The sequence below is a fragment of the Amycolatopsis sp. NPDC052450 genome, from assembly GCF_044547565.1.
Lineage (GTDB): Bacteria > Actinomycetota > Actinomycetes > Mycobacteriales > Pseudonocardiaceae > Amycolatopsis.
Genome location: NZ_JBIUAQ010000020.1, coordinates 107008 through 129296 on the forward strand (window position 1 = coordinate 107008; position 22289 = coordinate 129296).

Consider the following 22289-nt stretch of genomic DNA (forward strand, 5'->3'; position numbering starts at 1 on the left):
GAAGCGCCCGAAAACAAGCAGTCAAACTGCTCATTAGTGCAGTTTACTGCTCACTTTGACGCATCTCTTGACATATCTGGCGGCGATTGGACAAGGTCTGGGCACCGAAGGCGACACGAAGGAGTGTTCTTCATGGCCGACCTGCCCTCTGTCTCCCGGCGGACACTGTTCGGCGGCGCGCTCGCCGCCGGGGCGCTCGCCGCGATCCCGACGAGCGCGACCGCAGCCGAAGAGGTGGAAAGCGCGCCTCGCCGTCCTGGTCAGCGCAGCATGATCGGGGTGCCGTTCGAGCGGCACCAGACCGTCCGGATCGGGATGATCGGTCTCGGCAATCGCGGGATGTCCATGATCGGCGGGTGGAGCGCCGTACCGGGCGCCGCGGTCACCGCGGTCTGCGACATCCGCGCCGAGCGTGCGAAGGCCGCCGCGGACAAGCTCGCCGCCGACGGGCGTCCGCGCCCGGCCGAGTACGGCGGATCCGCCGACGCCTACAAGAAGATGCTCGCCCGCGACGACATCGACCTCGTCTACATCGCCACCCCGTGGGAGTTCCACTACCCGCAGGGCAAGGCCGCGCTGCTGTCCGGCAAGCACGTCGGCGTCGAACTGCCCATCGCCACCGAGCTCGACCAGCTGTGGGACCTCGTCAACACCAGCGAGCAGACCCGCAAACACCTGTTCCTGGCCGAGAACTGCAGTTACGGCCGCAACGAGCTGGCCATCCTGAAGATGGCGCACGAGGGTGTCTTCGGCGAGGTCACCAACGGGCACGGCGGCTATCTGCACGACCTGCGCGAACTGCTGTTCTCCGACACGTATTACACCGACGCGTGGCGCCGGAAATGGCACACCCGCAGCACCGCGAGCTTCTATCCGATGCACGGCCTGGCGCCGATCGCCGCCTGCATGGACGTCAACCGCGGCGACCGGTTCGCCACGTTGCGCGCCACGGCGACCGAACCGAAGGGGCTCGCCGACTACCGGAAACGCCACATGCCGCCGGGCCATCCGTCGTGGAAAGAGACCTACGTCAACGGCGACCTGGTGACCTGCCTGATCGAGACCGAGCAGGGGCGGATCATCCGCGCCGAGCACGACGTCAGCTCGCCGCGGCCGTACAGCCGCATCAACAGTCTCGCCGGCAGCCGCGGCATCGTGGAGGACTACCCCGCCCGCATCTACCTGGAGCCCGACCACAGCGGGCACGCGTGGAAGGACTTCGGGCCTTACCGCGAGCGCCACGACCACTGGCTGTGGAAGAAGCTCAAGGACGACCCGAACCTCGGCGGGCACGGTGGCATGGACTACGTGCTGCAGTGGCGGATCGTGCAGCAGATGCGCGCCGGGCTGGTGCCGGACATCGACGTCTACGACTCGGCGGCCTGGTGCTCCCCCGTTCCGTTGAGCGTGGTTTCGCTCGCCCGCGGCGGGAAACCGGTCTCGGTGCCGGACTTCACGCGCGGTGGCTGGTCGAAGCCCCGTTCGGGGCTGGACTCGCAGCCCTCGGACATGCCCGGCTAGGACGTGCGGCTCGTGAGCGGCACTTGCCGCCCGAGTACATGAAGACCCCCTTCCTTGCGCCTAGGTACAGGAAGGGGGCCTTCATGTACTCGGGAAGGTGTGAAGGTCGAGTTTCCTCGGCTGAGCCGAGGGAAGGGGGCCTTCACGCGCAGCGGCTGTGACTGCTGGTACAGCTGGGGCGAACGTGGCGATCCTGGAGTCCGTGAAGGCCTCCTTGAGGGACCCAGAGTCCCTCAAGGAGGCCTTCACGGACCGGACCTGGCCCTACACGACTGGCCACTCACGACGAGTAGCGAGGCACGACGCGGTAGACACGGAGGTCCTTCGGGGTCCCTTTGGCGCGGAAACTCCGGCGCGGGCGCACGATCACCGCGCCGGGGTCCAGCTCGTCGACGACACTTCCGCTGGCCAGCACCTCGTCGCCGTCGGCGGCGGCCATGATGCGGGCGGCGATGTTCACGTCGACGCCGAGGTAGTCGTTGCCGACGCGACTCGGGTTGCCGCGGTGAAGCCCCGCGCGCAGATGGGGCAGGTAGCCCTCGGCCTTGATCACGCTGACAGCGGAGCACGTCTCGTACGCGGCTTTCACCGCCTCGCCCGGGTCGGCGAACACGGCCATCACACCGTCGCCGAGCCCTTTCACGATGCTGCCGCGGTGCCCGGTGACGACCGATTCGGTCACCTCGGCGACCGAACGCAGCAGCTCCAGCACGCGCTCGTCGCCCGCCTGCAACGCCCAGGTCGAGAAGCCGACCAGGTCGGTGAACAGCACCGTGATCCCGTCCGCGGACATCGGCGGCGCGCCGGTCCGGCGGACGGCCTGCCAGGCCTGCACGGCGGCCAGTCCCAGCTCACGGGTGGCGCTGGGCCGGTCCGCGCCCGCCTCGGCGAGCAGGCGGGCCAGCCGGTCGGACGAACGGCCCGTCGACGGCGCCAGCGGATCGCCGGGTGTGCCGTCCCCCGGGACGAGCCCGCGGAGGAACCGCGCGCCGCGCACCAGTTCGCCGCGCTGGTCCGTCGCACGCAGGAACCTGCGGGTCCGGCGATGCCACGGCTCGGGTCGTTCGGTCACGATCAAGACCTTAGACCGCGCACGGTACGACCGGAGCACCTGTCACCGGGATGACAAGAAAGCGGCGCGCATTTCCCCTTTCCGCCTTCGCATGACAATTCACGAACACGCTATTCCACATATGCGTGACAAGATCGACACGTAAAGAAAACGCGAGAGATCTTTTCCTTTCCTCGTTGGTGACTTTCCACCTAGATTCGGCGTCGAGCCCATTCAACGACGAAAGGACCTGACATGACGGAAACCCTCGTACGGAAGGGTGTTCGGCGGTTCTGCGCGGCCGGGATCGCGGCCGCGGTCGCCGGCACGGTCATGTTCGCCGCGGCGGGAACCGCTGCCGCCGTCGAAAAGAATCTCACGTACAAGGGCGGTTTCCCCATCATCGGCGACCAGAAGGTGGCGGTGGTCGTGAAGGCGGAAATCCCGGCGGCGGCGAAGGCCGGGGAGCCGGTTTCGGTGCCGTTCACCCTCGACGTCGACGCGGGTCAGGCCGCGGGCGACGGGCTCCGGCTCGTCGGTGCCAAGAAGCTCTCCGGCACGATCGCCTCGAAGGTGAACATCGCGCTCGGCGAGCAGAAGATCTCGATTCCCATCGAGCTGCCGATCCCCGACACCGAGGTGCCCGCCGAAGGGCCGCTGAAGTTCACCGCGCAGGGCAAGGTCGACTTCACCATCCCCGCGGGCACCCCCGCCGGTGAGGCGACCAGCAGCGTGGACGCCGCTGCGACCTCGCATATCGTCACCGACAGCTCCCTCGGCGAGTTCGACGTCCAGCTCGCGCTCGACCCGCCCGACCAGGACGCCGTCCTCGGCAAGACGACCGTCAGCTGAACCCTCGTCTTCCCCCGGCTCGGCGAGCCGGGGGAAGACGCGTCTTGACCTCCAGCGCACTGGAGGTCGCAAGCTGTCGATCATGTGGATTTGCGACAGGTGCGGTATCGAACATCCCGCCACTCCCGAGCCTCCCCGGTGCGTTCTCGATCGCGGCGAGGTCGGCATCGAAGAAGCAGGCGACCTCGGCGCGCACACCGGACGCTGGTGGACGCACGAGGAACTGATCTCCGCGCCGCACAGGACCTTGCACCGCGATCACGGCCGCGGCCTGCACAGCATCAAACGGGAACCGAACTTCGCGATCGGCCATTGGTCGTTCATCGCGGTGACCCCGGCGGGCACCCTGCTCTGGGATCCGCCGTCCTGGTTGGACACCGAGGTGCTCGACGTCGTACGCGGTCTCGGCGACGTCGCCGTGATCGCCACCAGTCATCCGCACATGTTCGGCGCCCAGCTCGGCTGGAGCCGCGCGCTCGGCGGGGTTCCGGTGCTCGTCAACGAACGCAACCGCGAATGGCTGCCCGCGCCCGATCCGGCGTTCGAGTTCTGGGACGAGCACGTGGAACCCTTGCCGGGCCTCGAACTGGTGCGGCTCGGCGGGCATATGCGCGGCAGCGCCGTGGCCAGGACGCCGGACGGCAGCATCCTGGCAGGCGACACGATCTCGGGTGGGTACGCGCCGGACTGGGTGTCGTTCCAGCGCAACTTCCCCAAGCACATCCCGCTTTCGGGTGCCGTGGTCCGCCGCATCGTCGACCGGCTGGACGACTTCGCCTACGACCGGCTCTACACCCTCGGCGGCGACACCATCGATCGTGACGCCAAGGCCGTGGTGCGCCGAAGCGCCGAAACCCACATCCGGTGGGTGAACGGCGACTTCGACCACCTCACTTGATCGCGTTCTTTTCCTTGTTGCGGAAGGTCAACGCGATGGCCCCCGCCATCGCCATGAAGAACGCCACGGCCCACATCCCGGCACGGAAGCTCCCGGTCAGCCCCTGCAACCAGCCGGTGAGGTAGGGACCGACGAAGCCGGACAAGTTACCGAAGGAGTTGATCAGGCCGATCCCGGCGGCGGCGCCGACTCCGGTCAGGAAGGCGTTGGGCAGCTGCCAGAACACCGGGATCGCGGTGAACACGCCGACCGCGCAGACGGTCACCGCGATCATCACCCACAGCGGCGAGCCGAGATACAGCGCGACGGCGATCGCGACCGCGCCGACGAACGCGGCGATGGCGACGTGCCCCGCCCGTTCGCCGGTGCGGTCCGAATGGCGTGCCCACAGCACCATGGCCACGGCGGCCACCGCGTACGGGATCGCCGTGATGAGCCCGATCTCCACGATGCTGTAGTCGGTCTGGAACTGTTGCTGGAAGCCCTTGATCACCTGCGGCAGGAAGAACGCGAGAACGTAGAGGCCGAAGATGATCCCGAAGTAGACGGCGCTCAGCGCGAGCACGCGCGGATCGGTCAGCGCCGATCGGGTGCTCACCTCCTTGCCGACCTCACGGGAGTCTTCCGCGTCGATGGCCGACTGCAACGCCGTGCGCTCCCCCGGGGAAAGCCACTTCGCGTCCTTCGGTTTGCTCGGCAGCAGGAAGAACACCGCCACCCCGAGCAGGATCGAAGGCACCCCTTCGGCGAAGAACATGAAACGCCAGCCGGCGTCGAAGCCCAGGACGCCGTCGCCGTGCTTGATGAGCAGAGACGAAACCGGGCTGCCGATGACCGACGACAGCGGCACCGCGAGGAAGAACAGCGCGACGATCTTGGCTCGCTGTTTACGCGGGAACCAATAGGTCAGGTACAGGATGATGCCGGGGAAGAACCCGGCCTCGGCGATCCCGAGCAGCACGCGGACGATGTAGAAGCTGACCTCGCCCTGGATGAACGCGGTGGCCGAGGCGACGATGCCCCAGGTGACCATGATCCGCGCGATCCAGATCCGGGCGCCGACCTTGTGCAGGATGACGTTGCTGGGCACCTCGAAGAAGAAGTACCCGACGAAGAACAGGCCCGCGCCGAGCCCGTAGGCGGCCGAGCTGATGCCGAGGTCGGCGTTCATGGTGAGCGCCGCGAACCCGACGTTGACCCGGTCGAGATAGTTGAGCAGATAGAGCAGCCCGAGTAACGGGACCAGCCGGATCATCGCCTTGCGGACCGCTGACGCGGTGGACACCTCTGCCGTCTGTTCGTCCATCCGCGGGAGTGTAGAGGGCGATCAGAACAGCGGAGGCAGGAACGCACCGAAGTTTCCGCCGGCGGCCCGATCGGCCGGATCCGGATCCACCTGGACCGTGTCGGGGTTCAGCGGGTCGTAGGTGACCTTCACCGTCGAACCTCGGGCAGGGGCCTGCATCGGCGAGGTGATCATCGACGTGATGACGGTCCGCTCGCCGCCGTCCGTGGGGAACCGGACCTGCACGCTGAACCGCGGATTCCCCATCACCCAGACGTTCGTGAACTCGACACCGAGCACATGGCCGATCACCTGACGGCCGGTCTGGGCCAGCGCCTGCGCACGGTCGTCCGCCTCGGCCCTGGTGACGAAAGCCCGCCCCAGCACCATGATCATGACCAGCGCCGTCACCCCGGCCACTGCCGGGACGAGATACGGCTCGTAGTAGACGATCCAGTCCACATCGGTCCACGGTTCGGACGGCAGCCGCTTCCCCACCGACTCGGGCGGTGTCCAGGAAGGGATCGCGACACCGCTGCCCAGCGCGATACCGAGGGACGCGGCGAGGCTGCTCGCCCGGAAGCCGACGCCCATCCCGCTCAGCGACATTCCGCCGCCCCACAGCATCGCGAACCCGAGTGACGAAGCCACCGTGATCGAGACGCTGAAGAACAGGACGAGCGAGACCGCCGGGCCCGCGTCGGGCCCCCACGCGTCGACGCGGTTCAGCGACATCAGCCGGAAGCCGTCCAGCAACCCGAGGGCGCCCGACCAGCCGACGGCCGCCCACGCGAGTGTCGTCGGCACGCCGAGCAACCACAGGCGCAGACCCGGGCGGCGGGCCTGCCGGGGATCTCCCGGCAGGCCGAACTCGAAGGACCCGAACATCGCCGCCGCCTACGCGATCGGCCCGAACACGGCGACCTTCGCCGGGTCGGCGGGGTCGACGCGGGCCTCGTGGCGGGTGCCGGGCGCGTACTGCTGGATCGTCGCCAGCGGCGCGATCAGCTGCGACACCGTCCGATAGGTGGTGCCGTCGGCACGGGTGACCTCGAGCGTCGCGGTGTACTGCGCCTGCCCGGCGATCTTCCGGCCGGTCGGCTCCAGCTCGCGGATCACCAGGGTGGCGGGCTCGCAGGTGTCGTAGAGCCGCCGCAGTTCGGTGCCGTAGGCCTGCAATTCCTGCTGCTGACGCAACTGCTCGTCCATCGGCAGCGCCAGGAACGCCGCCATGTCCGGGTCGGCGTTGAGGTTCCGGAACGCCTGCGCGGCCAGCTGCGGCGTGGGCAGCTGCGGGGTGATGTCGTGGCCCTGCGCGGCGGCGGCCTGCCGGAACTGTTCCGCGTGGCGGTGGAAGTCCTGCTCCCCACGCGCCATGCCCTGCTGTGTCGCGTCGTTGATCTTGTCGCGGATCTTCTTGAACATCGGGTGCCGCCTTTCGCCGTGTCGTTGGTGCTGGACACAGCTTCGGCGGGCTTGGCTGCTACCGAACCCAGGTTTTCCCGTCGTCGGTCGCGTCGAGGCAGGTCAGCGGCGCCCAGAAGACCGGCGAGCCCGCCGGTTCGGGCTTCTCGCGCCAGCGGGCGAGCCGGGATCGCTGCCAGGCGCACAACTCGGTGACCGGGTCCTCTCCGGCGAGGGCGGTGTCGACGGCGATGACGAGTTCGGACATCGGGTCCGAACCGGGCACGGCAGCCGAGGTCGGCAAGGCCCAGACCGTGGCGGCGACCAGGCCCGCTCCGGCCGCGACGGCGGCGAGCAGCACACCGAACGGTTCGGCCAGGCCGAAATCGCTCGCGCTGGCGCAGCCGATCAGCGCCACCCGTGCCGGCATACTGTCCATTTCGGACAGTGCGAGGTCGGCGGCGGTGAACGGCCGGTGCGCTCCGATCGGCGCGGCCGTGCCGGGGAGGTCGGCCGAACAGGACAGATGGAGCGCGGTCTGCGCGCCGTACTCGTCGCGGACCCGGCTGACGTGCCCCACGAACACCAGCCGCGAACAGGGCCGCGAGAGGAGTGCGGCGAGCAGACGGCGGTCCGTGTCGGTGCGGCGGACCAGATCGAGCCCGTGTCCGGCGGCGGGCAGGACCGGGCCTTCGGCGAGCCGCGCGTCCAGATGGCGGATCAGCGGCGACGTCGCGTCCTGTTTGCCCAGCACCGAACCCAGCTCGCCGAAGGCACTCTGGCCGGGGATGCGCGGGTCGAGCAGGTAGACGGGCGGGCCGTCGGCGGCGGGCGGACGGCGTGGGATCGCGGCCGGGGCGAGCAGTGAGACGTCGGCGACGTCGAGAACGCGCTCGTCACCCTCGAAACAGCCGCCGATCTCCTCGATCTCGAGCACGTGATCGGCCCGGCGGTCGGGCAGGGCGAGCAGTCCCCACGGGACACCGGCGAGGCTCGGGGACGGCTGGATCCGCAGGAGCGGGCGGGTTCCGCCGTCCGCGGCACGCCGGAGCCGTTCGACCAGGTCGGCGGGCAGGAGGTTGAGAGCGAGGACGCGGGCAAGGCGTTGTTCGCCGGCGAAGCTGCCGAAGGCGTCTTCGCTCAGTGAGCGACGGACGGCGTCGGCCGCGCTCTCGCCTTCGCGTGGTGTGGGGGACGCGGCGTCCAAGTACTGGCGAGCGGTCGCGACCAGGGCGAATTCGATCGGATGGGTGTGGACCGTGTCGAGGTCCTCAGTGGTCCGCCAGGTGAGGAAGGTGTGGCCGGCGTCGGCGTAGCGCAGCAGGAAGGTCTCGCGTCCGGGCTTCGCGGCGGGCCAGGTCTCGACGGTTTCGGCGACCGTGCGGGGCAGCTGATATCGCTCGGCGGCGAGGCGGAGCCACGGGTCCAGCTCCATGGGCGACGAAGGCGACCAGCGCAGCGCGGGTGGCGGGGCGAGCCGCAGCGGAAGCGACGACGTGACGGAACCCAGTGCCGCCAACGGGAGTCCCTCGGCGACCGGGCCGACTTCGAGGGTGGGCAGCGCACCGGTGAGATCCAGCGAACGGCCCTCGACGCCCGTGTACGCCCCGACGGCGCAGGTGCGCTCGATCAGTTCCGCCGCCAGCCTCGCCTCTTGGAGCTGAGCCAGCAGCGCCATCAGCATGTCCGTCGCCGGACCGGCGACGTCGCGGGCCCAGGCCGTGCGTGCCTGCGGCGAGGTGAACTCGAACCGGTACTCCGCCGCCGCGAGCGCCAGCGGAAGCAGGAGATCCAGCACCGAACGCAGGTCCTCGCCGTGGGCGAAGCCGATCGTGGCCGCCACGAAATCCGTGTGCAGGCGGTCCGACCAGTCCCCCGACGTCCGCGCCGACTCCCGGGCGCGGGTCACGTGTTCACTCGCTTTCGCCCAGTCGCCTTCGGCCATGGCGCAGCGGGCCAGCGCCACGTCGAGCCGTCGCAGGCCAGGGACGTCGGCGTTGGCCGTCCAGATCTTTCCCGCGTGCTCGAACTGTTCCCTGGCCTGCACGACATCACCCGTGAACAGCAGCAGTGTGCCCAGCGCGTGGCTCGCCTCCGCGACGTCGCCGTTCAGGCCCGCGTCGGCGAGTTCGTCGCGGGCGGCGACGATCTCGGCGACCGCTCCGGGGAGGTCGCCGCCGAAGGCCCGGTCGGCCGCCAGTTCGATGCTCGCCCTGGCGGCCAAGGGACGGCCTTCGTGCTGGGCGCTCAGCCGCAGCAGATCCGCGCGCGCGTCGGCGTCTTCGCCGCCCGCCTGGCGGACGCGGGCGCGTTCGGCTCGCGCCATCGCCTGCAGCGCCGCCACTTGCCCGCGGACCTCGTCGATCTCCGCCATGGCGTCCAACGCCTTCAGGATCTCCTCGATCGAGGCCCGCGCGCCCGCCATGTCCCCGGCGGCGATCTGGACGCGCACGTCGAAGACCCGCAGTTCCAGCTCGTCCGCGCCGTGCACGTCGAGCAACTCGGGCGGGTACTGATCCGGCCCCTCTTCCTTCCGCAACGCCGCTCGGCGCCGTTGCCCGGCGATCAGCTCACGCGCCTTGACGACGTCGCCTTCCTCGGTACTCAAGGAGATGAGCACACGCTCGGCGACCTCCCGGGAGCCTTCGATCATCCGGATCTCGGCGTACTGTCCGAAGTGGACGATGGCGGCGGTGCTCACCCTGAAGGCTTGAAGCACGGCCTCGGCGCATTGCCTCGCGTTGCGCAGGTCGCCCGCGGAATAGCAGACGGTGGCCAGATCGCTGACCGCGGCGAGGTCCAGATCCGTCCGATCCAGCCGTTGCGCGATCTCCCGCATCTTGCCGTACGTCCGGTGCGCGCCGGCGACGTCCCTGGCGGCGGCGAGCCGTTTGGCCTTGTCCTGGAGTTTGGCCGCGTCGACGAGGAGCTTCCGGTACTGGCGTTCGGACAGCGAACACGCCGGCAGTTCGCCGTACGGTGCCGGGTCGAGGCCGAAATGCCGCGCGACACAACGACAGTTGTAACCGTGCGAAGTCGCCGGACCCAGTTCGGGCGGGAGCGGCCGGTCGGGTGAATTCCGGGGCGGTGGCATGCCGACGAGCACGTCAGAACTCCTCATCGGCGGAAGCGGCCGCCGCCCGTTCGGCGAGTGTCCTGGTCTCCGGCGGGCGTGCCCGCACGAGTGCGACCACTTCCGCGCGGTCTTCCGTCGTGGTCCCGGCGACCCCCTCGCCGGCAACGCCGACGACGAGGGCGATCTGTCCACTTCGGACGCGAGCGGCGAGCCGGGCCGCGGTCTCGTCCAGGTCGGCCGTGCCGGTGAACCGCCCGGCGCCCAGCTCCAGCGGTACCTCCGCGAACGGCTCACCCTCGTGGGTCGCGAACGCGGTGATCGCCGCGTCGGCGAACGCGCCCGCGACAACGACTTCGAGCCGGGTGGCGGACGCGGCGGCGACGATCCGCCACGTCACCGTGTCCTCACCGGCGTCCAGGATGCCCGGCGGCACTCGTGCCCAGTCGACGCTCGCGCGTCCGCTCGCGAGTACGCCTTCACCGGGTGCGACCGGATCGGTGCCCGCTGCCAGCGCGTACGCACGTTGGCCCGGGGCCGCCATCTCAAGGCGCGCCGCCGCTTCGGCGCGCACGACGTCGTCCTGGTCGTCGAACCAGGCGGCGAGGCGACTGCACAATCCCCGGACTTCGTCGGCGACCGGTGCCGCGGCGGCCAGAAGGGCTCCGTCCGCGATCGCCGTGTCGAACAGTTCGGCCGGGGAAGCTTCGAAACCGTCGAGAAGACCCTCGGCCAGGTCCTCCACGTCCGCCGTCGCGACCGCCGTTTCGAGGTCCAGCAACGCCGGGTCCAGCGAAGGGATTCCCAGCGACGGACCGGCGGGCCACCAGCGGCGCAGCCAGAGCAGCAACGCGAGTCTGCCCAGTTCCGGCTTGGCCGCGAGGTCCGCCTGGCCTTGGCCGAGCGCGATGAGGCCGGCATCAGCGCCCGCGAGCCGCGTCAGCCACGGTTCGGCGGCTCCGGCGTCGGTGAGTTCGATGTGCATCGTGGTCGTCCGGCCGGCGAGGAGATCCGCGAGGGCGAAGCGAATCAGGCCGCCGTCGGCCGCGAGTACGGGTGTGTGCACCGGATGCGTCACGACACGGCCTCCAGATCGGGCAGGCGGGCCATGAGTGAGCGGCGCACCTTCGTCCGCAGATCCAGCGAGGTCGAACGGACCACGCCGGTGACGAGGTCGCGTACGTCCGCGGCATCGGCGGGCAGGTCGCCGCGGACGTCGAAGCCGTGCAGCCGGACCCACAGCCTGCTGAGGAACTGCTTGGCGAACTCGCGAAGGTCGCGCAGGAGTTCGGCGTCGGGCCGCGGGGTGAGCGGCGTGGCTCCGGCCAGAGCTCGGCGGGCGTGCAGGACGTAACCCTCCCGCGCGACCTGGGCGTTGAGCTGCCGCGCGAATTCGGGGACGCCCGCGGGCGCCGCGCCGTCGAGCGGTCGCAACGCGGGCGCGAGCACGACACCGAGCGCGAAGCAGGCTGCCAGCGCGGGCAGGCCGAGCCCGAAACCGGCGGCGACCCTGGCGAGTTCGTCGTCGACGAGGTCGGCGACGGGAGCCCGCTCGTCCGGGGGAAGACGGCGCAAGGTCGCGCGCACCCGCCGTTCGACACTGCGTTCGAGGAGTTCGGCCCCGGTTTCGTCACGCCGGTTCAGAGGTGGGACGGCGGTCCGTTCCCCGCGCTGGAGCCCGAGATCCGGAGCCGGGAGCCCGGAGATCTCTCGAACGGCTTCGCTCAGAGCGCGGGCCCCTCCCTGCCGTCGCAGGCCGAGCCCGAGGGCGTGACCAGTGGCCGAGTCGGCGAGGGCACGCCATGCGGTGTCGGAAAGCTCGTCGACGAACGCCCGGAGCGCGGAAAAGTCCGGTGATACGGCGGATTCGGCGTTCCAGCGGCGATGCAGCTCCGCGGTCAGATCCGCCGCATGCCGCGGATCCGCGAGATAAGCGGTGAGCTGATCGACGTCCGCCGCGCCACTCTCGCCGTGCAGATCACGCAACGCCGCCGCGGCCGTCGCCGCCGCGTCGGGGCCGGGCGTGCCGAATCCCGTCGCCAGCTCGTACGCGAGCGGGAAGCAGACGTCCTGGACGTTGCCCGCCGTGATGCGCAGGGCGCGGCGCTGGCGCTTGAGGTGGGTGAACCACGCGGCCGTCGCGCGCAACCTGTCCACGTCGGCCAGCAGCAGTTCCGTCACCTCCGCCGCCGCGACCGGGTCCAGCACCGGACGCCCCAGTCGGGGCCGCGCCGCCGTGCGGACCACCAGCGGGTCGATGATCTTCTTGATCGTCCGGGTCAGCGGTCCGCCGTCGGCCGACGACAGGACCTCGACGCCGTCGATGCGCTCCCAGGCTTGAGTGAGGACGGCCGAACGCAGCCGGGGCCCGCCCGATCCCGTCGTCAATCGCCCTCCCCTCGCGCAGGCCACAACTCTATCCGAGTGTCGTGCCGGGGTTCGTGAGTAAGGACTGTCGGGCAGCGCGACCGTTCGGACTAACTTTCGTCCGTTCTGTACATACTTTCGTTGACTTCGACCGAAAGTCCTCTTAGGTTCAGCGGCGTCACAGAGGTGCTCCGCCGCCGACCCGAGGAGCGACGATGCTTCCGTCCGTCCGCAAGCGCTTCAACCGGTCCATCGTCGCTTCCTTGGCGCTGGTCACGGCAGTATCCGGGCTGGTGACAGCCCCGGCCGAAGCGGCCATCCCACCCCAGCAACCGGGAGTCACGCTCCGCACGTACGACCTCCAGCGCGAGATCACCAAGCTCTGCACGATCAAATCCGGCCAGACGCCGAACGTCGACAAGCTGATGCCGACGATCAACTGGACCACCACGGCGGACTTCGGGCTCGGCGAACAGTTCGTCTCCGAGGTCATCGGCAACATCGACATCGCCACCGCGGGCCAGTACGAATTCCGGCTCACGAGCGACGACGGGTCGCGGCTCCGGATCGACGGCCAGACGGTGATCAACCACGACGGTCTGCACGGGGCGACCCCGGCGACCGGCTCGGTCCAGCTGGGCACCGGATACCACGCCCTGCGGATCGACCATTTCGACAACCTCCACGACCAGCAAGTCACCCTCGAATGGCGGCCGCCGGGCGCGGCCGGCTTCGCGCTCGTGCCGACCTCGGTGCTCAGCACCGACGCCGACGTCGTCCGGGTGACCGCGCCGGGACGCAAGGAATGCGAGGGCGCCGCGGACTCGCCGGGTGACGGCCTGCCCCTCAACGGTGTCCACCCCGGTTTCACACTGACGAACCTGCGCCCCGACGGTTTCCAGCCGCAGGTCACCGGCATGGACTGGCTGCCGGACGGGCGGCTCGCCATCGCCACCTGGGGCGGATCCGACAAGGTCCTCGGCGAGGTCCACCTGCTGAGCAACGTCAGCGGGAACACCGACCCGAGCAAGGTCCGGACCCAGCGAGTCGCGAGCGGGCTCAAGGAACCGATGGGCGTCAAGTACGTCGACGGCAAGCTGTACGTGTCGGAGAAGACGCGGCTCGTCGAGCTGAACGACACCAACGGCGACGGCGTGACCGACGACTATCGCACCGTGGCCACGTGGCCGTTCGGCGGCAACTTCCACGAGTTCGCCTTCGGCCTGCTGTACAAAGACGGCTTCTTCTACGCCAACCTTTCCGTCTCCATCAACTACGGCGGCGCCACGACCGATCCGCAACCCGCGCCGAACCGCGGCACGACGATCAAGGTCGACAAAGCCACCGGTCAGGTCTCCTACGTCGCCGGTGGGCTGCGCACGCCGCACGGCATCGGCTGGGGACCGGAAGGCGACGTGTTCGTCACCGACAACCAGGGCGGCTGGCTGCCGGCGAACAAGCTCGTGCGGGTCAAGCAGGACCGCTTCTTCAACCACTACACCAATCCCTCGGGCCCGTTCGACTCGAAACCGGTGACCGCGCCGGTGTTGTGGTTGCCGCACAACGAGATCGCGAACTCGCCCAGCAACATGGTCATGTTGTCGCAGGGCCCGTTCGCCGGGCAGATGGTGTACGGCGACGTGACCTACGGCGGGCTCCAGCGTGCCTTCCTGGAGAAGGTCAACGGTGAGTACCAGGGCGCCGTTTTCCGCATGACGCAAGGACTCGAGTCGGGCGTCAGCCGGATCAGCCTCGGTCCCGACGGCGCGATCTACACCGGCGGCATCGACGGCGGAGGCAACTGGGGCCAGCCGGGCAAGCTCGCCTACGGCCTGCAGAAGGTGACGCCCAACGGCACGAACGCCTTCGACATCAAGGCGATGCGGGCGGTCGCGGGCGGATTCGAGCTCGAGTACACCCAGCCGCTGTCGGCCGGGACCGCGCAGAACCTGGCGGCGAAGTACCAGGCGCAGCAGTGGCGCTACCAGCCCACCGCGGCGTACGGCGGACCCAAGATCGACGAGAAGACGCTGTCCGTCACCTCCGCGAGCCTTTCCGCCGACCGCAAGAAGGTCACGCTGCAGATGGCGGGGCTGAAGGCCGGGCACGTGGTCCACGTGCGGTCGCCGCGTCCGTTCGCCGCGGAGTCCGGTGCGGCGCTGTGGAGCACCGAAGCGTGGTACACGCTCAACTCGCTGGCCGGTGGCACGCCGGCGAGCACGACCTACGAGGCGGAGCGGGCCGCGCTCAGCGGTGGCGCCGGGACGAACACGAACCACGCGGGCTACACGGGCACCGGTTTCGTGGACGGCTACTGGAACCAGGGCGCCGCGACGACGTTCACCGTCAACGCGCCGAAGACCGGTGCCTACAACGCGGCACTGCGCTACTCGAACGGTCCGGATCCGGCGCCCGGTACCAAATCCGTGACCGTCTACGTCAACGGCGCCAAGGTGAAACAGGTCAGGCTCGCCAGTACCGGCAACTGGGACACGTGGAACACCCAACCCGAAACGCTGAACCTGAAAGCCGGGTCGAACACGATCTCCTATCGCTACGACACGGGCGACGCGGGCAACGTCAACCTCGACAGCCTCACCGTCACCGAGTCCCAGCGCATCCAGTTGTTCAAGGGCACCGACCTGAACGCGTGGGAGAAACGTGCGGGCGGCGCCGCGACGTGGCCGGTCTCGGGCGGTGCGATGGAGTCGAACGGCGGGGACATCCGCACGAAACAGCAGTTCGGTGATTTCCGGCTGCACGTGGAGTGGAACGAGCCGAACTATCCGCCCGAGGTCACCGGGCAGGCGAGGGGCAACAGCGGGGTCTACCTCCAGGAACGCTACGAACTCCAGGTACTGGAATCGTTCGGGGACACCACGCTCGCCAACAACGAAGCGGGCTCGATCTACTCGAAGCGGGCGCCCGACCGGAACATGGCGACGGCTCCCGGGACCTGGCAGACCTACGACGTCACCTTCCGGGCCGCGCGGTTCGACGGTGCCGGGAACAAGACCGACAACGCCCGCGTGACCGTGGTCTGGAACGGTGTCGTGGTCCACAACGACGTGGCGATCGACGGCGGCACGGGCGACAACAACCCGGAGAACGCCGGACCGGGCGCCATCCGGCTCCAGGATCACGGGGATCCGGGCGAGAACCCGCGATTCCGCAACATCTGGATCGAACCCGTCAGCTATTGAGGGTTAAGGCAAACGTGTCGTGGCGTGGGGCCGGTGTCGCTGCTGCGTATGCGTTCTCCTGGTAGTGAGGGCCTCCTTGCCTACGCTGACGGTAGGGAAGGAGGCCCTCACTACCGTCGGATGTGATCCCTGGTGACGGTGGGACGGTTGTGACCTCGGCGGCCGGTCGTGAAGTAACGCGTGACTCGCGTGCTTGGGGACGTGACTCGCGCCACGTCTGCCTTACCCCTCAATAGTCCTTACCGGTCTTGGGAAAGGTCAGGCCGTCTCCGCCGCGAGGACTTCACGGGCGACGAGGACACCGCCGACGAAGCCCATCGGCATCACGATCAGCGCGGCGAACGGGATCAGGCACAGCAGTGACACGGGAAGACCCAGTCCGAGTGCGAGCGCGCGGTGGCGGCGCAACAGTACCCGTCGCTGCTTCAAATCCATCCCGCGCCGGTAGAACGGCACGGCGATCAGTTCCAGCGCCAGGAACCACGCCGTGACCAAGGCCAGCAGTACCGGCACGACGGTTTGCCCCACCACGGGGATGAACCCGGCGATCAGGAGCGGGATGGTGAACATCAGCGAACGCAGCACCAGGGACAGCCCGTCTTTGAGGCCCATCACCAGCAACCGCCACCATGAGAGGTCGACAGCGCCCGGCACCCCGCCGAGGTCGTCCTCGACCTTCTCCGCGATGTGCTCGTAGAACGGCCCGCCGACGGCGAGGGTGATCGCGGTGAACCCGATCATGGCGATGGCCAGCACCACCCCGAACACCGCGACCCCGACCGCCACCCGGATCGTCGTCTGCCAGCCCGGCGACCAGTCGTCGGCGAACGGGGTCAGCAGCAGCGAGAGATCGTCGATCCAGAACGCCAGCGCGACGATCCCGCCGATCAGCAGCAGTGTGGTCAGCACCGCGGGCAACGCCCCGATCAGGAGCAGCTTCGGCGACCGCGCCAGGATGCCGAGCCCTTGCCCGAACATCCGCAAACCCTTGAAGAAATCCCGCATCGGACCTTTCTACCGTGTCCGGGATGTCCGGTCGTGGCCGCGGTCCTCAAGGCGACCGGAGCCGCTGTCCAGGGTTGAGCAGGTTCCCCGGCGCGTATCGGGCCTTCGCCTCGGCGAGCTTCGGCCAGGCGGGGCCGAAATGCGCACGCCAGTCCTCTGTGGACATCGGCAGCGCGTTGGTCGGGTAGGCCTTACCGCCCAGATCCCGTGCCTTCCGGTAGAGGTCCACGTTGAGCTCCAGCAAACGCGCGTTGTGCAGCGGGTCGTCGGGGGAACCGGCGCGCAGCGGGCAGAACAGCCAGGAGAGCTCACCCGGGGGAACGCTGAACAGCGGGGTTTTCAACCGGTCGTTCCGCACTGGATAGAGCAGGAGCAGGCCCGTGGCGCCCAGTTCGGGTTCGCCGGTGGCGGCGAGGGTTTCGGCCACGAAGTGCTCGACTTTGTCGTCGGGGAGGAACAGGTTCAGCCAGGGGTGGGGATGGAACCAGCTTCCCTCCGCCCGTAAGGCCGCCTCGCCGTCGGCCATCCGGTTCAGGAAGTCGAAATACTTCGTGTCCTCGTCTTCGGACTCACCGAAGTCGAGCGAGTCCAGCAACGCGGCCTCGTCCGGCGCGGCGGGCGGCGTGTAGTAGGCGACCGCCTCCAGCAGGTACCGCCAGCCGCCGTCGACGGGGATCAGCTGGCCTTCCACGTAGTCGAAACGACCATCGCGGACGACGGCGCGCTGATCCGCCAGGAACGCCGGAAAAGAGTCGTAGTAGAGCTTCCACCGGCGGGCCCGCGCCGGGGCCGGGATCAGGCGCAGAGTGGCGCGGGTGATCACCCCGCATTGCCCGAGGCCGCCGAGGACGGCGTCGAACAGGTCCTTGTCGCTGTCGTGGGAGCAGGTCCGCACCTCGCCGGCGCCGGTGACCACTTCCAGTTCCACCACGCTGTCGGTCTGCGTGCCGTGGTGGTGGGCGGCGCCGCCGATCCCGCCGACCACCAGCGTGCCCGCGACGGTCAGCTCGAGATAGTCGGTGAGCGCCGGAGGGGTCAGCCCGTGCGGCAACGTCGCTTCCAGTACCTCACGCCAGCGAGCACCCGCGTCCACGGAAACCAGCTCACCGGTGACCACCCTTCGCGGCGGCAGCGAGGTCATGTCCAGCAGGATCCCGCCCTCGACCTGTCCCTGGCCGTACGACGAATGCCCGGCACCGCGGGCGGCGACCGGCAGCCCGCGCGCGGCGGCGAACCTGAGCACCACGGCCACATCGGTCGCCGAAGCCGGCCTCACCACCAGGCCCGGCCTGGCGTGGACGAGGTTTCCCCAGTCCCTGCTCGCGACGGAAAGGTCCGCTTCTCCGGTGAGGATCTCTCCGGCGATGGCGGGCAGGATCTCGGCGGTCATGCCCGCACGCTACCGAGCTAGGCGATTTTCACCGACGCGAACCCCGGCCTCCCGCTGCGAGGTTGGTGGCGTGACGAACCGAGCGGACACCCTGACGCCGACGCGCCTGGCGCGCGGCACCGTGCTGGCCGCGGCGCCGCTGACCATCATGGCCGCGGCGATCATCGCGCCGAGCCTGCCCGCGATGCGCGAGGTCTTCGCCGGAACGCCCGGCTCCGATCTGCTCGTGCGGCTCGCGCTGACCGTGACCTCGCTCGCGATCGCGATCAGCGCGCCCCTGTCCGGGCTCGTCGCCGACCGCCTGGGACGCCGTCCGCTGCTGTTGGCGGGCCTCGGGCTCTACGCGATCTCCGGCACGGCCGGCTTCTTCGTGAGCGACCTTCCCCTGCTGCTGGCCACCCGGGCAGGGCTCGGACTCGCCGTCGGCGCGATCATGACCGCGGTCAGCACCCTGATCACCGACTGGTACTCCGGCGAGCGACGTGCGTCGTTCCTCGGGTTGCAGCAGGCGTTCGCGAGTCTGGGCGGCGTCGTCTTCCTGCCAGCAGCCGGTCTGCTGGCCACAGTGGACTGGAAGGCGCCGTTCTGGATCTATTCGGCCTCGGCGATCGTGGCCGTCTTCGCGATCGTCTCCCTGCGCGAACCGGCCCGAAGTGCCCCGGCGGTCAGTGCGAGCGAGCGAACGCGACCGCCCGCTCGCATCATCGGCGTGTACGTCCTGGCGCTGGTGGCGACCTTGGTCTTCTACATGGCGCCGACGCAGTTGCCGTTCCTGCTGGCAGGATTCGGCAGCGGCCCCGCCGTCATCGGCGCCGTGGTCGCCGGGAGCACGGTGACCGGCGTCGCCGGTGCGCTGGCGTTCTCCCGCCTGCGCGAGCGGCTGAGCCCCACGGCGATCACCACGTTCAGCGTCGCGCTCTTGGGCGCGGGCTGGCTGGTGATCGGTACGGCAGGCACCGTCGCCCCGGTGGTGGCGGGGCTGCTCGTCGGCGGGCTCGGCGTCGGCCTCGTCGTCCCGAACTTCAACCTGCGCCTGGCCGAGTTCGCCCCTCCCGCGCAGCGCGGCCGGGTCCTCAGTGGCCTGGTGACCGGGATCTTCCTGGGGCAGTTCCTGTCCCCGCTCGTCGTCCAGCCACTCGTCCAGGGCATCGGCATCTCCGCCGCCTTCACCTGGACCGGTGTCGCCATGGGAGCCGGAGCGGCACTCGCCGCTCTTTTCACGAACCGGAACAACGGAAAGGAAAAACGATGATCTACCACGGCAACCGTTTCACCCTGCGGCCCGGCGCCGCCCCCGAGCAGGTCGAAGAAGCACTGGAGAGCCTTCGCAATCAGGGCCGGGTCATCCCGTCGGTGAAGTCCTTCGTCGTCGGCCGCGATTTCGGCGGCGAGTACGAATGGGGCGCCGTCTTCGTGCTCGAAGACCTCGAAGGGTACTGGGAGTACCTCATCCATCCGGCGCACCGGAACACCGACCAGGTCGGACTTCCGCTGGTCGACAAGTTCGCGTCCTTCGACGTCACCGACGACCCGGATCCGGACATGGGCGCGAAGATCGCCGAACTGCACCAGCGCCGCTACGACAACGACGCCGAGCTGACCAGGTTGATCACCGACCTCGGTGAGTACTCGGGCAGTGCGGCGCCCGGAAAGCACGGGACGGCCGGGGGTTCAGCCACCGTCCGCGAGTGAGCCGCTGCCGTCGGGGCCGGTCACGATCACCCTGCTGCTCACGGCGGTCCCGAACGGGACGATCGTGACCTGCCACGTCTGCGGCGAACCGACCTCGATCGTCGCCGTCGCCCTCCGGACCAGGGCCGGGACGCGGTCGGCCGCCAGTTCGCGGAGGTCGAAATGCGGCACCTGGGCCGCCGTCGGCGCGAAGACCACGGTCAGCCGCCGGTCCTCGACGACCGCGGTGAGCACCCGGGAGACGTCCGCGGCCTGCGCCAGCGCATCGATCGCCCGGCGCAGTTCCCCTTCCCCCAGCAGGGAACCGTCGACGTTCACGGTCGCGGATCCCGAGGAGGACGTGGTCACGCTGGACTCGGTTTCTTCCGCTCGCGCGGGTGCTTCCGGCGTGAACAGTTCGGCGCGGAACAGGAACAGCACGAGCGCGGCGCCGAGCAGGAACCCGAGGACCGCGAGAGCGCCATGAGCGCAGCCGTCCGGCGGCTCCTGCACCAGGGTGGACTCCGGAGCGGACTCGATCGCGGCAGCGGCCACGCGGCGCTCCCACTCCGGCGACAGCCGCTCCACTATCCGCGCCTTCCACGGCCGGTCCCGCGGGTACTGGACGACGAGGACGTCGCCCGGCCGGTAGTTCGGGATGTCGACCAGGTTGATGCCGTGGCTGACCTTCAAGCGGTACGACGCCTCCCCTTCGGGGGCGACGGTCAGGACGAAGTCGACCGGGATGTCACCTGTCTCGGTGCCGCCTGCCCGGAGGCTTTCGATCTTGGCGAGCGCGATGACCGGGACGGTCGCCGCCTCACGGGCACGGCGCGGCGCCCCGGCGAGGTAGAGCAGGATCCCATAGACGACGGGAAGTCCGACGCCGGTGACGGTCAGCGGAACGTACTCGATGATGATGCCGACGACGAAGGCGCACAGGGTCGTCCCGCTGACGATCCCGGTCAGAAATCCGCGGACAAGGGCGAGTGGCGACAAGGTGACTCCAGGGTTTCGGGGCGGGCGTTCAGTCCGCGGGCAGCCAGTCACTGAGGGCGGGGTGACGCCGGAGCGCCACGAAGATCTTCTTGTCGTCGGCGGGTGAAGCCGGGTCGAACAGCACTTCGGCGCCCGCGATGGTGGTGTCCCTGGTGCGGCGGGTCACCCAGTGCCGGACGCCCGCGAGGTCGGCGAACATCACTGTCACGTCCGCGCCCACGACGCGGGTGCCGGACTCGTCCCCTCCCAGGCGCAGCTTGACGTCGACGATTTCGGCGGGCACCCGCCGCCCGGACCGCAGCAGCCGTTCCCTGGTGCGCGCCATCTCGGCGTGCCGTCGCGAAACCCCGACGGTGTACCACAGGGCGAGCAACGTCAGGAGGAGCAGGGACGCGGGCATCCACAGGTCGGCGTAGTACATCAGCCACCCCCAGAACCCCCACTTTTCGTCCGTGTGGAAGACGGGGTCGACCGCGACGCCGACGGCGAGCGGCGGAAGCCACTCTCGCGACGCGTCCCAGAGGCCGAGCGTACTGGCCGCGAGGGCCAGGACGGCCGGGAACGCCGGTCCCGACTGCCGTCCCTGGTACCGCCGCACGGCCACCCCGGCAAGGCAGCCGGAAGCGAAACACCCGAGGAGACCGAAGGTTCCCCAGATCGCGCGGTACGGCGGGTCGCCGTCGCCGCGGTCGTCGAAGACGCTGTCGATCGCCATGGTCCGGAACTGCTCCAGGATTTCGCCGAATCCGTGTCCGGTCACGAAACCGCAGACCAGGGTGGCCGCGGAGGCCAGGATCGCGCCCACGAGCAGGCGGCGGTCACCTCGCAGGCGCTCGATGCGCTCGTACCGGGCGCGGGCCGGGTCCACTGTGTTCATCACGCTCACCTCCGTTCGGCTGCGCCCAGCCTCCGTCGAGCCGGGCGCTACCGAACCCAGGTTTTGCTTCCTAATCCTCTTAGGTAAATCCCGAATGGACTATGGTAGGGTCGCCGGCATGGCTAGAGCGGGACTGACCACGGAACGCGTGGTCCGGGCGGGCGCGGACATGGCCGACGAGATCGGCTTCGAGCTCGTGACGCCGACGGAGCTCGCCAAGCGGTGCGGCGTCAAGACGGCGAGCCTGTATTCGCACGTCAGGAACGCCCACGAACTGAAGACCGAAATCGCCCTGCTGGCCTTGACGGAACTCGCCGATCTCGCCGCCACCGCGGTCGCGGGCCTGGCGGGCAAGGACGCGTTGCTCGCACTGGCGAACGTCCACCGCGACTACGCCCTCAAGCACCCCGGCAGGTTCACCGCCGCGAGGTTCCGGCTCGCCCCGGAACAGGCGGCCACCAGTGCCGGCGTCCGGCACGCGGAACTGATGCGGGCGATCCTGCGCGGCTACGACCTCGCCGAACCGCACCAGACGCACGCGGTCCGGCTGCTGGGCAGCGTTTTCAGCGGCTACGTCGGCTTGGAGGCCGCCGGAGGCTTCAGCCACAGCACCCCCGGCTCGCAGGAGAGCTGGACCGAGATCCTCGACGCGCTCGACATCCTGCTGCGCGCTTGGCCCCGAACGAAATGACC

18 protein-coding genes are annotated in these 22289 nt (G+C 69.4%); 7 read left to right on the forward strand and 11 right to left on the reverse strand.

Annotated elements, in window-relative coordinates; translation table 11 throughout:
* Nucleotides 1-132: 132 nt before the first annotated feature.
* Nucleotides 133-1521 carry a Gfo/Idh/MocA family protein gene (locus tag ACIHAO_RS28330; protein ID WP_396562833.1) on the forward strand — a complete coding sequence of 463 codons (1389 nt, stop codon included), beginning with the start codon at nucleotides 133-135 and terminating at the stop codon, nucleotides 1519-1521.
* A 280-nt stretch (nucleotides 1522-1801) separates the two neighbouring features.
* Here ACIHAO_RS28330 and ACIHAO_RS28335 read toward each other — a convergent pair whose 3' ends face one another.
* A complete protein-coding gene (locus tag ACIHAO_RS28335; RefSeq protein ID WP_396562835.1) occupies nucleotides 1802-2599 on the reverse strand; it encodes an adenylate/guanylate cyclase domain-containing protein in 798 nt (265 codons plus the stop codon).
* A gap of 228 nt (nucleotides 2600-2827) precedes the next feature.
* On the opposite strand from ACIHAO_RS28335, the gene ACIHAO_RS28340 reads away from it, so the two are divergent.
* Together ACIHAO_RS28340 and ACIHAO_RS28345 are read left to right on the forward strand one after the other, a co-directional pair.
* On the forward strand, nucleotides 2828-3424 hold the full coding sequence (locus ACIHAO_RS28340; protein WP_396562837.1) for a DUF6801 domain-containing protein: 597 nt from the start codon (nucleotides 2828-2830) through the stop codon (nucleotides 3422-3424).
* Nucleotides 3425-3506: 82 nt separating this feature from the next.
* Nucleotides 3507-4322, forward strand: a complete 816-nt coding sequence (locus ACIHAO_RS28345; RefSeq protein WP_396562839.1) for a hydrolase — start codon at nucleotides 3507-3509, stop codon at nucleotides 4320-4322.
* Here ACIHAO_RS28345 and ACIHAO_RS28350 read toward each other — a convergent pair.
* Genes ACIHAO_RS28350 through ACIHAO_RS28375 form a run of 6 tightly spaced genes read right to left on the reverse strand, consistent with a single transcriptional unit; the run spans nucleotide 4315 to nucleotide 12472 of the window.
* Nucleotides 4315-5628, reverse strand: coding sequence for an MFS transporter (locus tag ACIHAO_RS28350; protein WP_396562841.1), 1314 nt, complete (start codon nucleotides 5626-5628; stop codon nucleotides 4315-4317). The genes ACIHAO_RS28345 and ACIHAO_RS28350 overlap by 8 nt on opposite strands.
* 21 nt (nucleotides 5629-5649) lie before the next feature.
* Nucleotides 5650-6495: a DUF3592 domain-containing protein gene (locus ACIHAO_RS28355; RefSeq protein ID WP_396562843.1), complete on the reverse strand. Its 846-nt coding sequence runs from the start codon at nucleotides 6493-6495 to the stop codon at nucleotides 5650-5652.
* 9 nt (nucleotides 6496-6504) lie between these two features.
* Nucleotides 6505-7032: a hypothetical protein gene (locus ACIHAO_RS28360; protein WP_396562845.1), complete on the reverse strand. Its 528-nt coding sequence runs from the start codon at nucleotides 7030-7032 to the stop codon at nucleotides 6505-6507.
* 58 nt (nucleotides 7033-7090) lie between these two features.
* Complete coding sequence (locus tag ACIHAO_RS28365; RefSeq protein ID WP_396562847.1) at nucleotides 7091-10132, reverse strand: hypothetical protein; 3042 nt, start codon at nucleotides 10130-10132, stop codon at nucleotides 7091-7093.
* A complete protein-coding gene (locus ACIHAO_RS28370) occupies nucleotides 10119-11162 on the reverse strand; it encodes a hypothetical protein (RefSeq protein ID WP_396562849.1) in 1044 nt (347 codons plus the stop codon). The genes ACIHAO_RS28365 and ACIHAO_RS28370 overlap by 14 nt, the downstream gene beginning before the upstream one ends.
* Complete coding sequence (locus tag ACIHAO_RS28375) at nucleotides 11159-12472, reverse strand: hypothetical protein (protein WP_396562851.1); 1314 nt, start codon at nucleotides 12470-12472, stop codon at nucleotides 11159-11161. The genes ACIHAO_RS28370 and ACIHAO_RS28375 overlap by 4 nt, the downstream gene beginning before the upstream one ends.
* Before the next feature lie 194 nt (nucleotides 12473-12666).
* On the opposite strand from ACIHAO_RS28375, the gene ACIHAO_RS28380 reads away from it, so the two are divergent.
* Entirely contained in the window at nucleotides 12667-15654 is a 2988-nt protein-coding gene (locus ACIHAO_RS28380; RefSeq protein ID WP_396562853.1) for a family 16 glycoside hydrolase, read from the forward strand.
* A 258-nt stretch (nucleotides 15655-15912) separates the two neighbouring features.
* Here ACIHAO_RS28380 and ACIHAO_RS28385 read toward each other — a convergent pair whose 3' ends face one another.
* Both ACIHAO_RS28385 and ACIHAO_RS28390 read right to left on the reverse strand, forming a co-directional pair.
* The gene (locus ACIHAO_RS28385; protein WP_396562855.1) at nucleotides 15913-16659 is read right to left on the reverse strand and encodes an EI24 domain-containing protein; all 747 of its coding nucleotides are present in this window, start codon (nucleotides 16657-16659) and stop codon (nucleotides 15913-15915) included.
* Between the two features lie 46 nt (nucleotides 16660-16705).
* Entirely contained in the window at nucleotides 16706-18049 is a 1344-nt protein-coding gene (locus ACIHAO_RS28390) for an FAD-binding protein (RefSeq protein WP_396562857.1), read from the reverse strand.
* A gap of 70 nt (nucleotides 18050-18119) precedes the next feature.
* On the opposite strand from ACIHAO_RS28390, the gene ACIHAO_RS28395 reads away from it, so the two are divergent.
* Both ACIHAO_RS28395 and ACIHAO_RS28400 read left to right on the forward strand, forming a co-directional pair.
* Nucleotides 18120-19301, forward strand: coding sequence for an MFS transporter (locus ACIHAO_RS28395; protein ID WP_396562859.1), 1182 nt, complete (start codon nucleotides 18120-18122; stop codon nucleotides 19299-19301).
* Entirely contained in the window at nucleotides 19298-19741 is a 444-nt protein-coding gene (locus tag ACIHAO_RS28400) for a Dabb family protein (RefSeq protein WP_396562861.1), read from the forward strand. Before ACIHAO_RS28395 ends, ACIHAO_RS28400 begins: the two co-directional genes overlap by 4 nt.
* Here the strand turns inward: ACIHAO_RS28400 and ACIHAO_RS28405 are convergent.
* Both ACIHAO_RS28405 and ACIHAO_RS28410 read right to left on the reverse strand, forming a co-directional pair.
* The gene (locus ACIHAO_RS28405) at nucleotides 19721-20719 is read right to left on the reverse strand and encodes a hypothetical protein (RefSeq protein ID WP_396562863.1); all 999 of its coding nucleotides are present in this window, start codon (nucleotides 20717-20719) and stop codon (nucleotides 19721-19723) included. The two genes, ACIHAO_RS28400 and ACIHAO_RS28405, sit on opposite strands and share 21 nt — an antisense overlap.
* Before the next feature lie 28 nt (nucleotides 20720-20747).
* Entirely contained in the window at nucleotides 20748-21596 is an 849-nt protein-coding gene (locus ACIHAO_RS28410; protein WP_396562865.1) for a hypothetical protein, read from the reverse strand.
* A gap of 118 nt (nucleotides 21597-21714) precedes the next feature.
* Here ACIHAO_RS28410 and ACIHAO_RS28415 point away from each other — a divergent pair, with 118 nt between their 5' ends.
* Complete coding sequence (locus tag ACIHAO_RS28415; protein WP_396562867.1) at nucleotides 21715-22287, forward strand: TetR/AcrR family transcriptional regulator; 573 nt, start codon at nucleotides 21715-21717, stop codon at nucleotides 22285-22287.
* The last annotated feature ends 2 nt before the right edge of the window (nucleotides 22288-22289 follow it).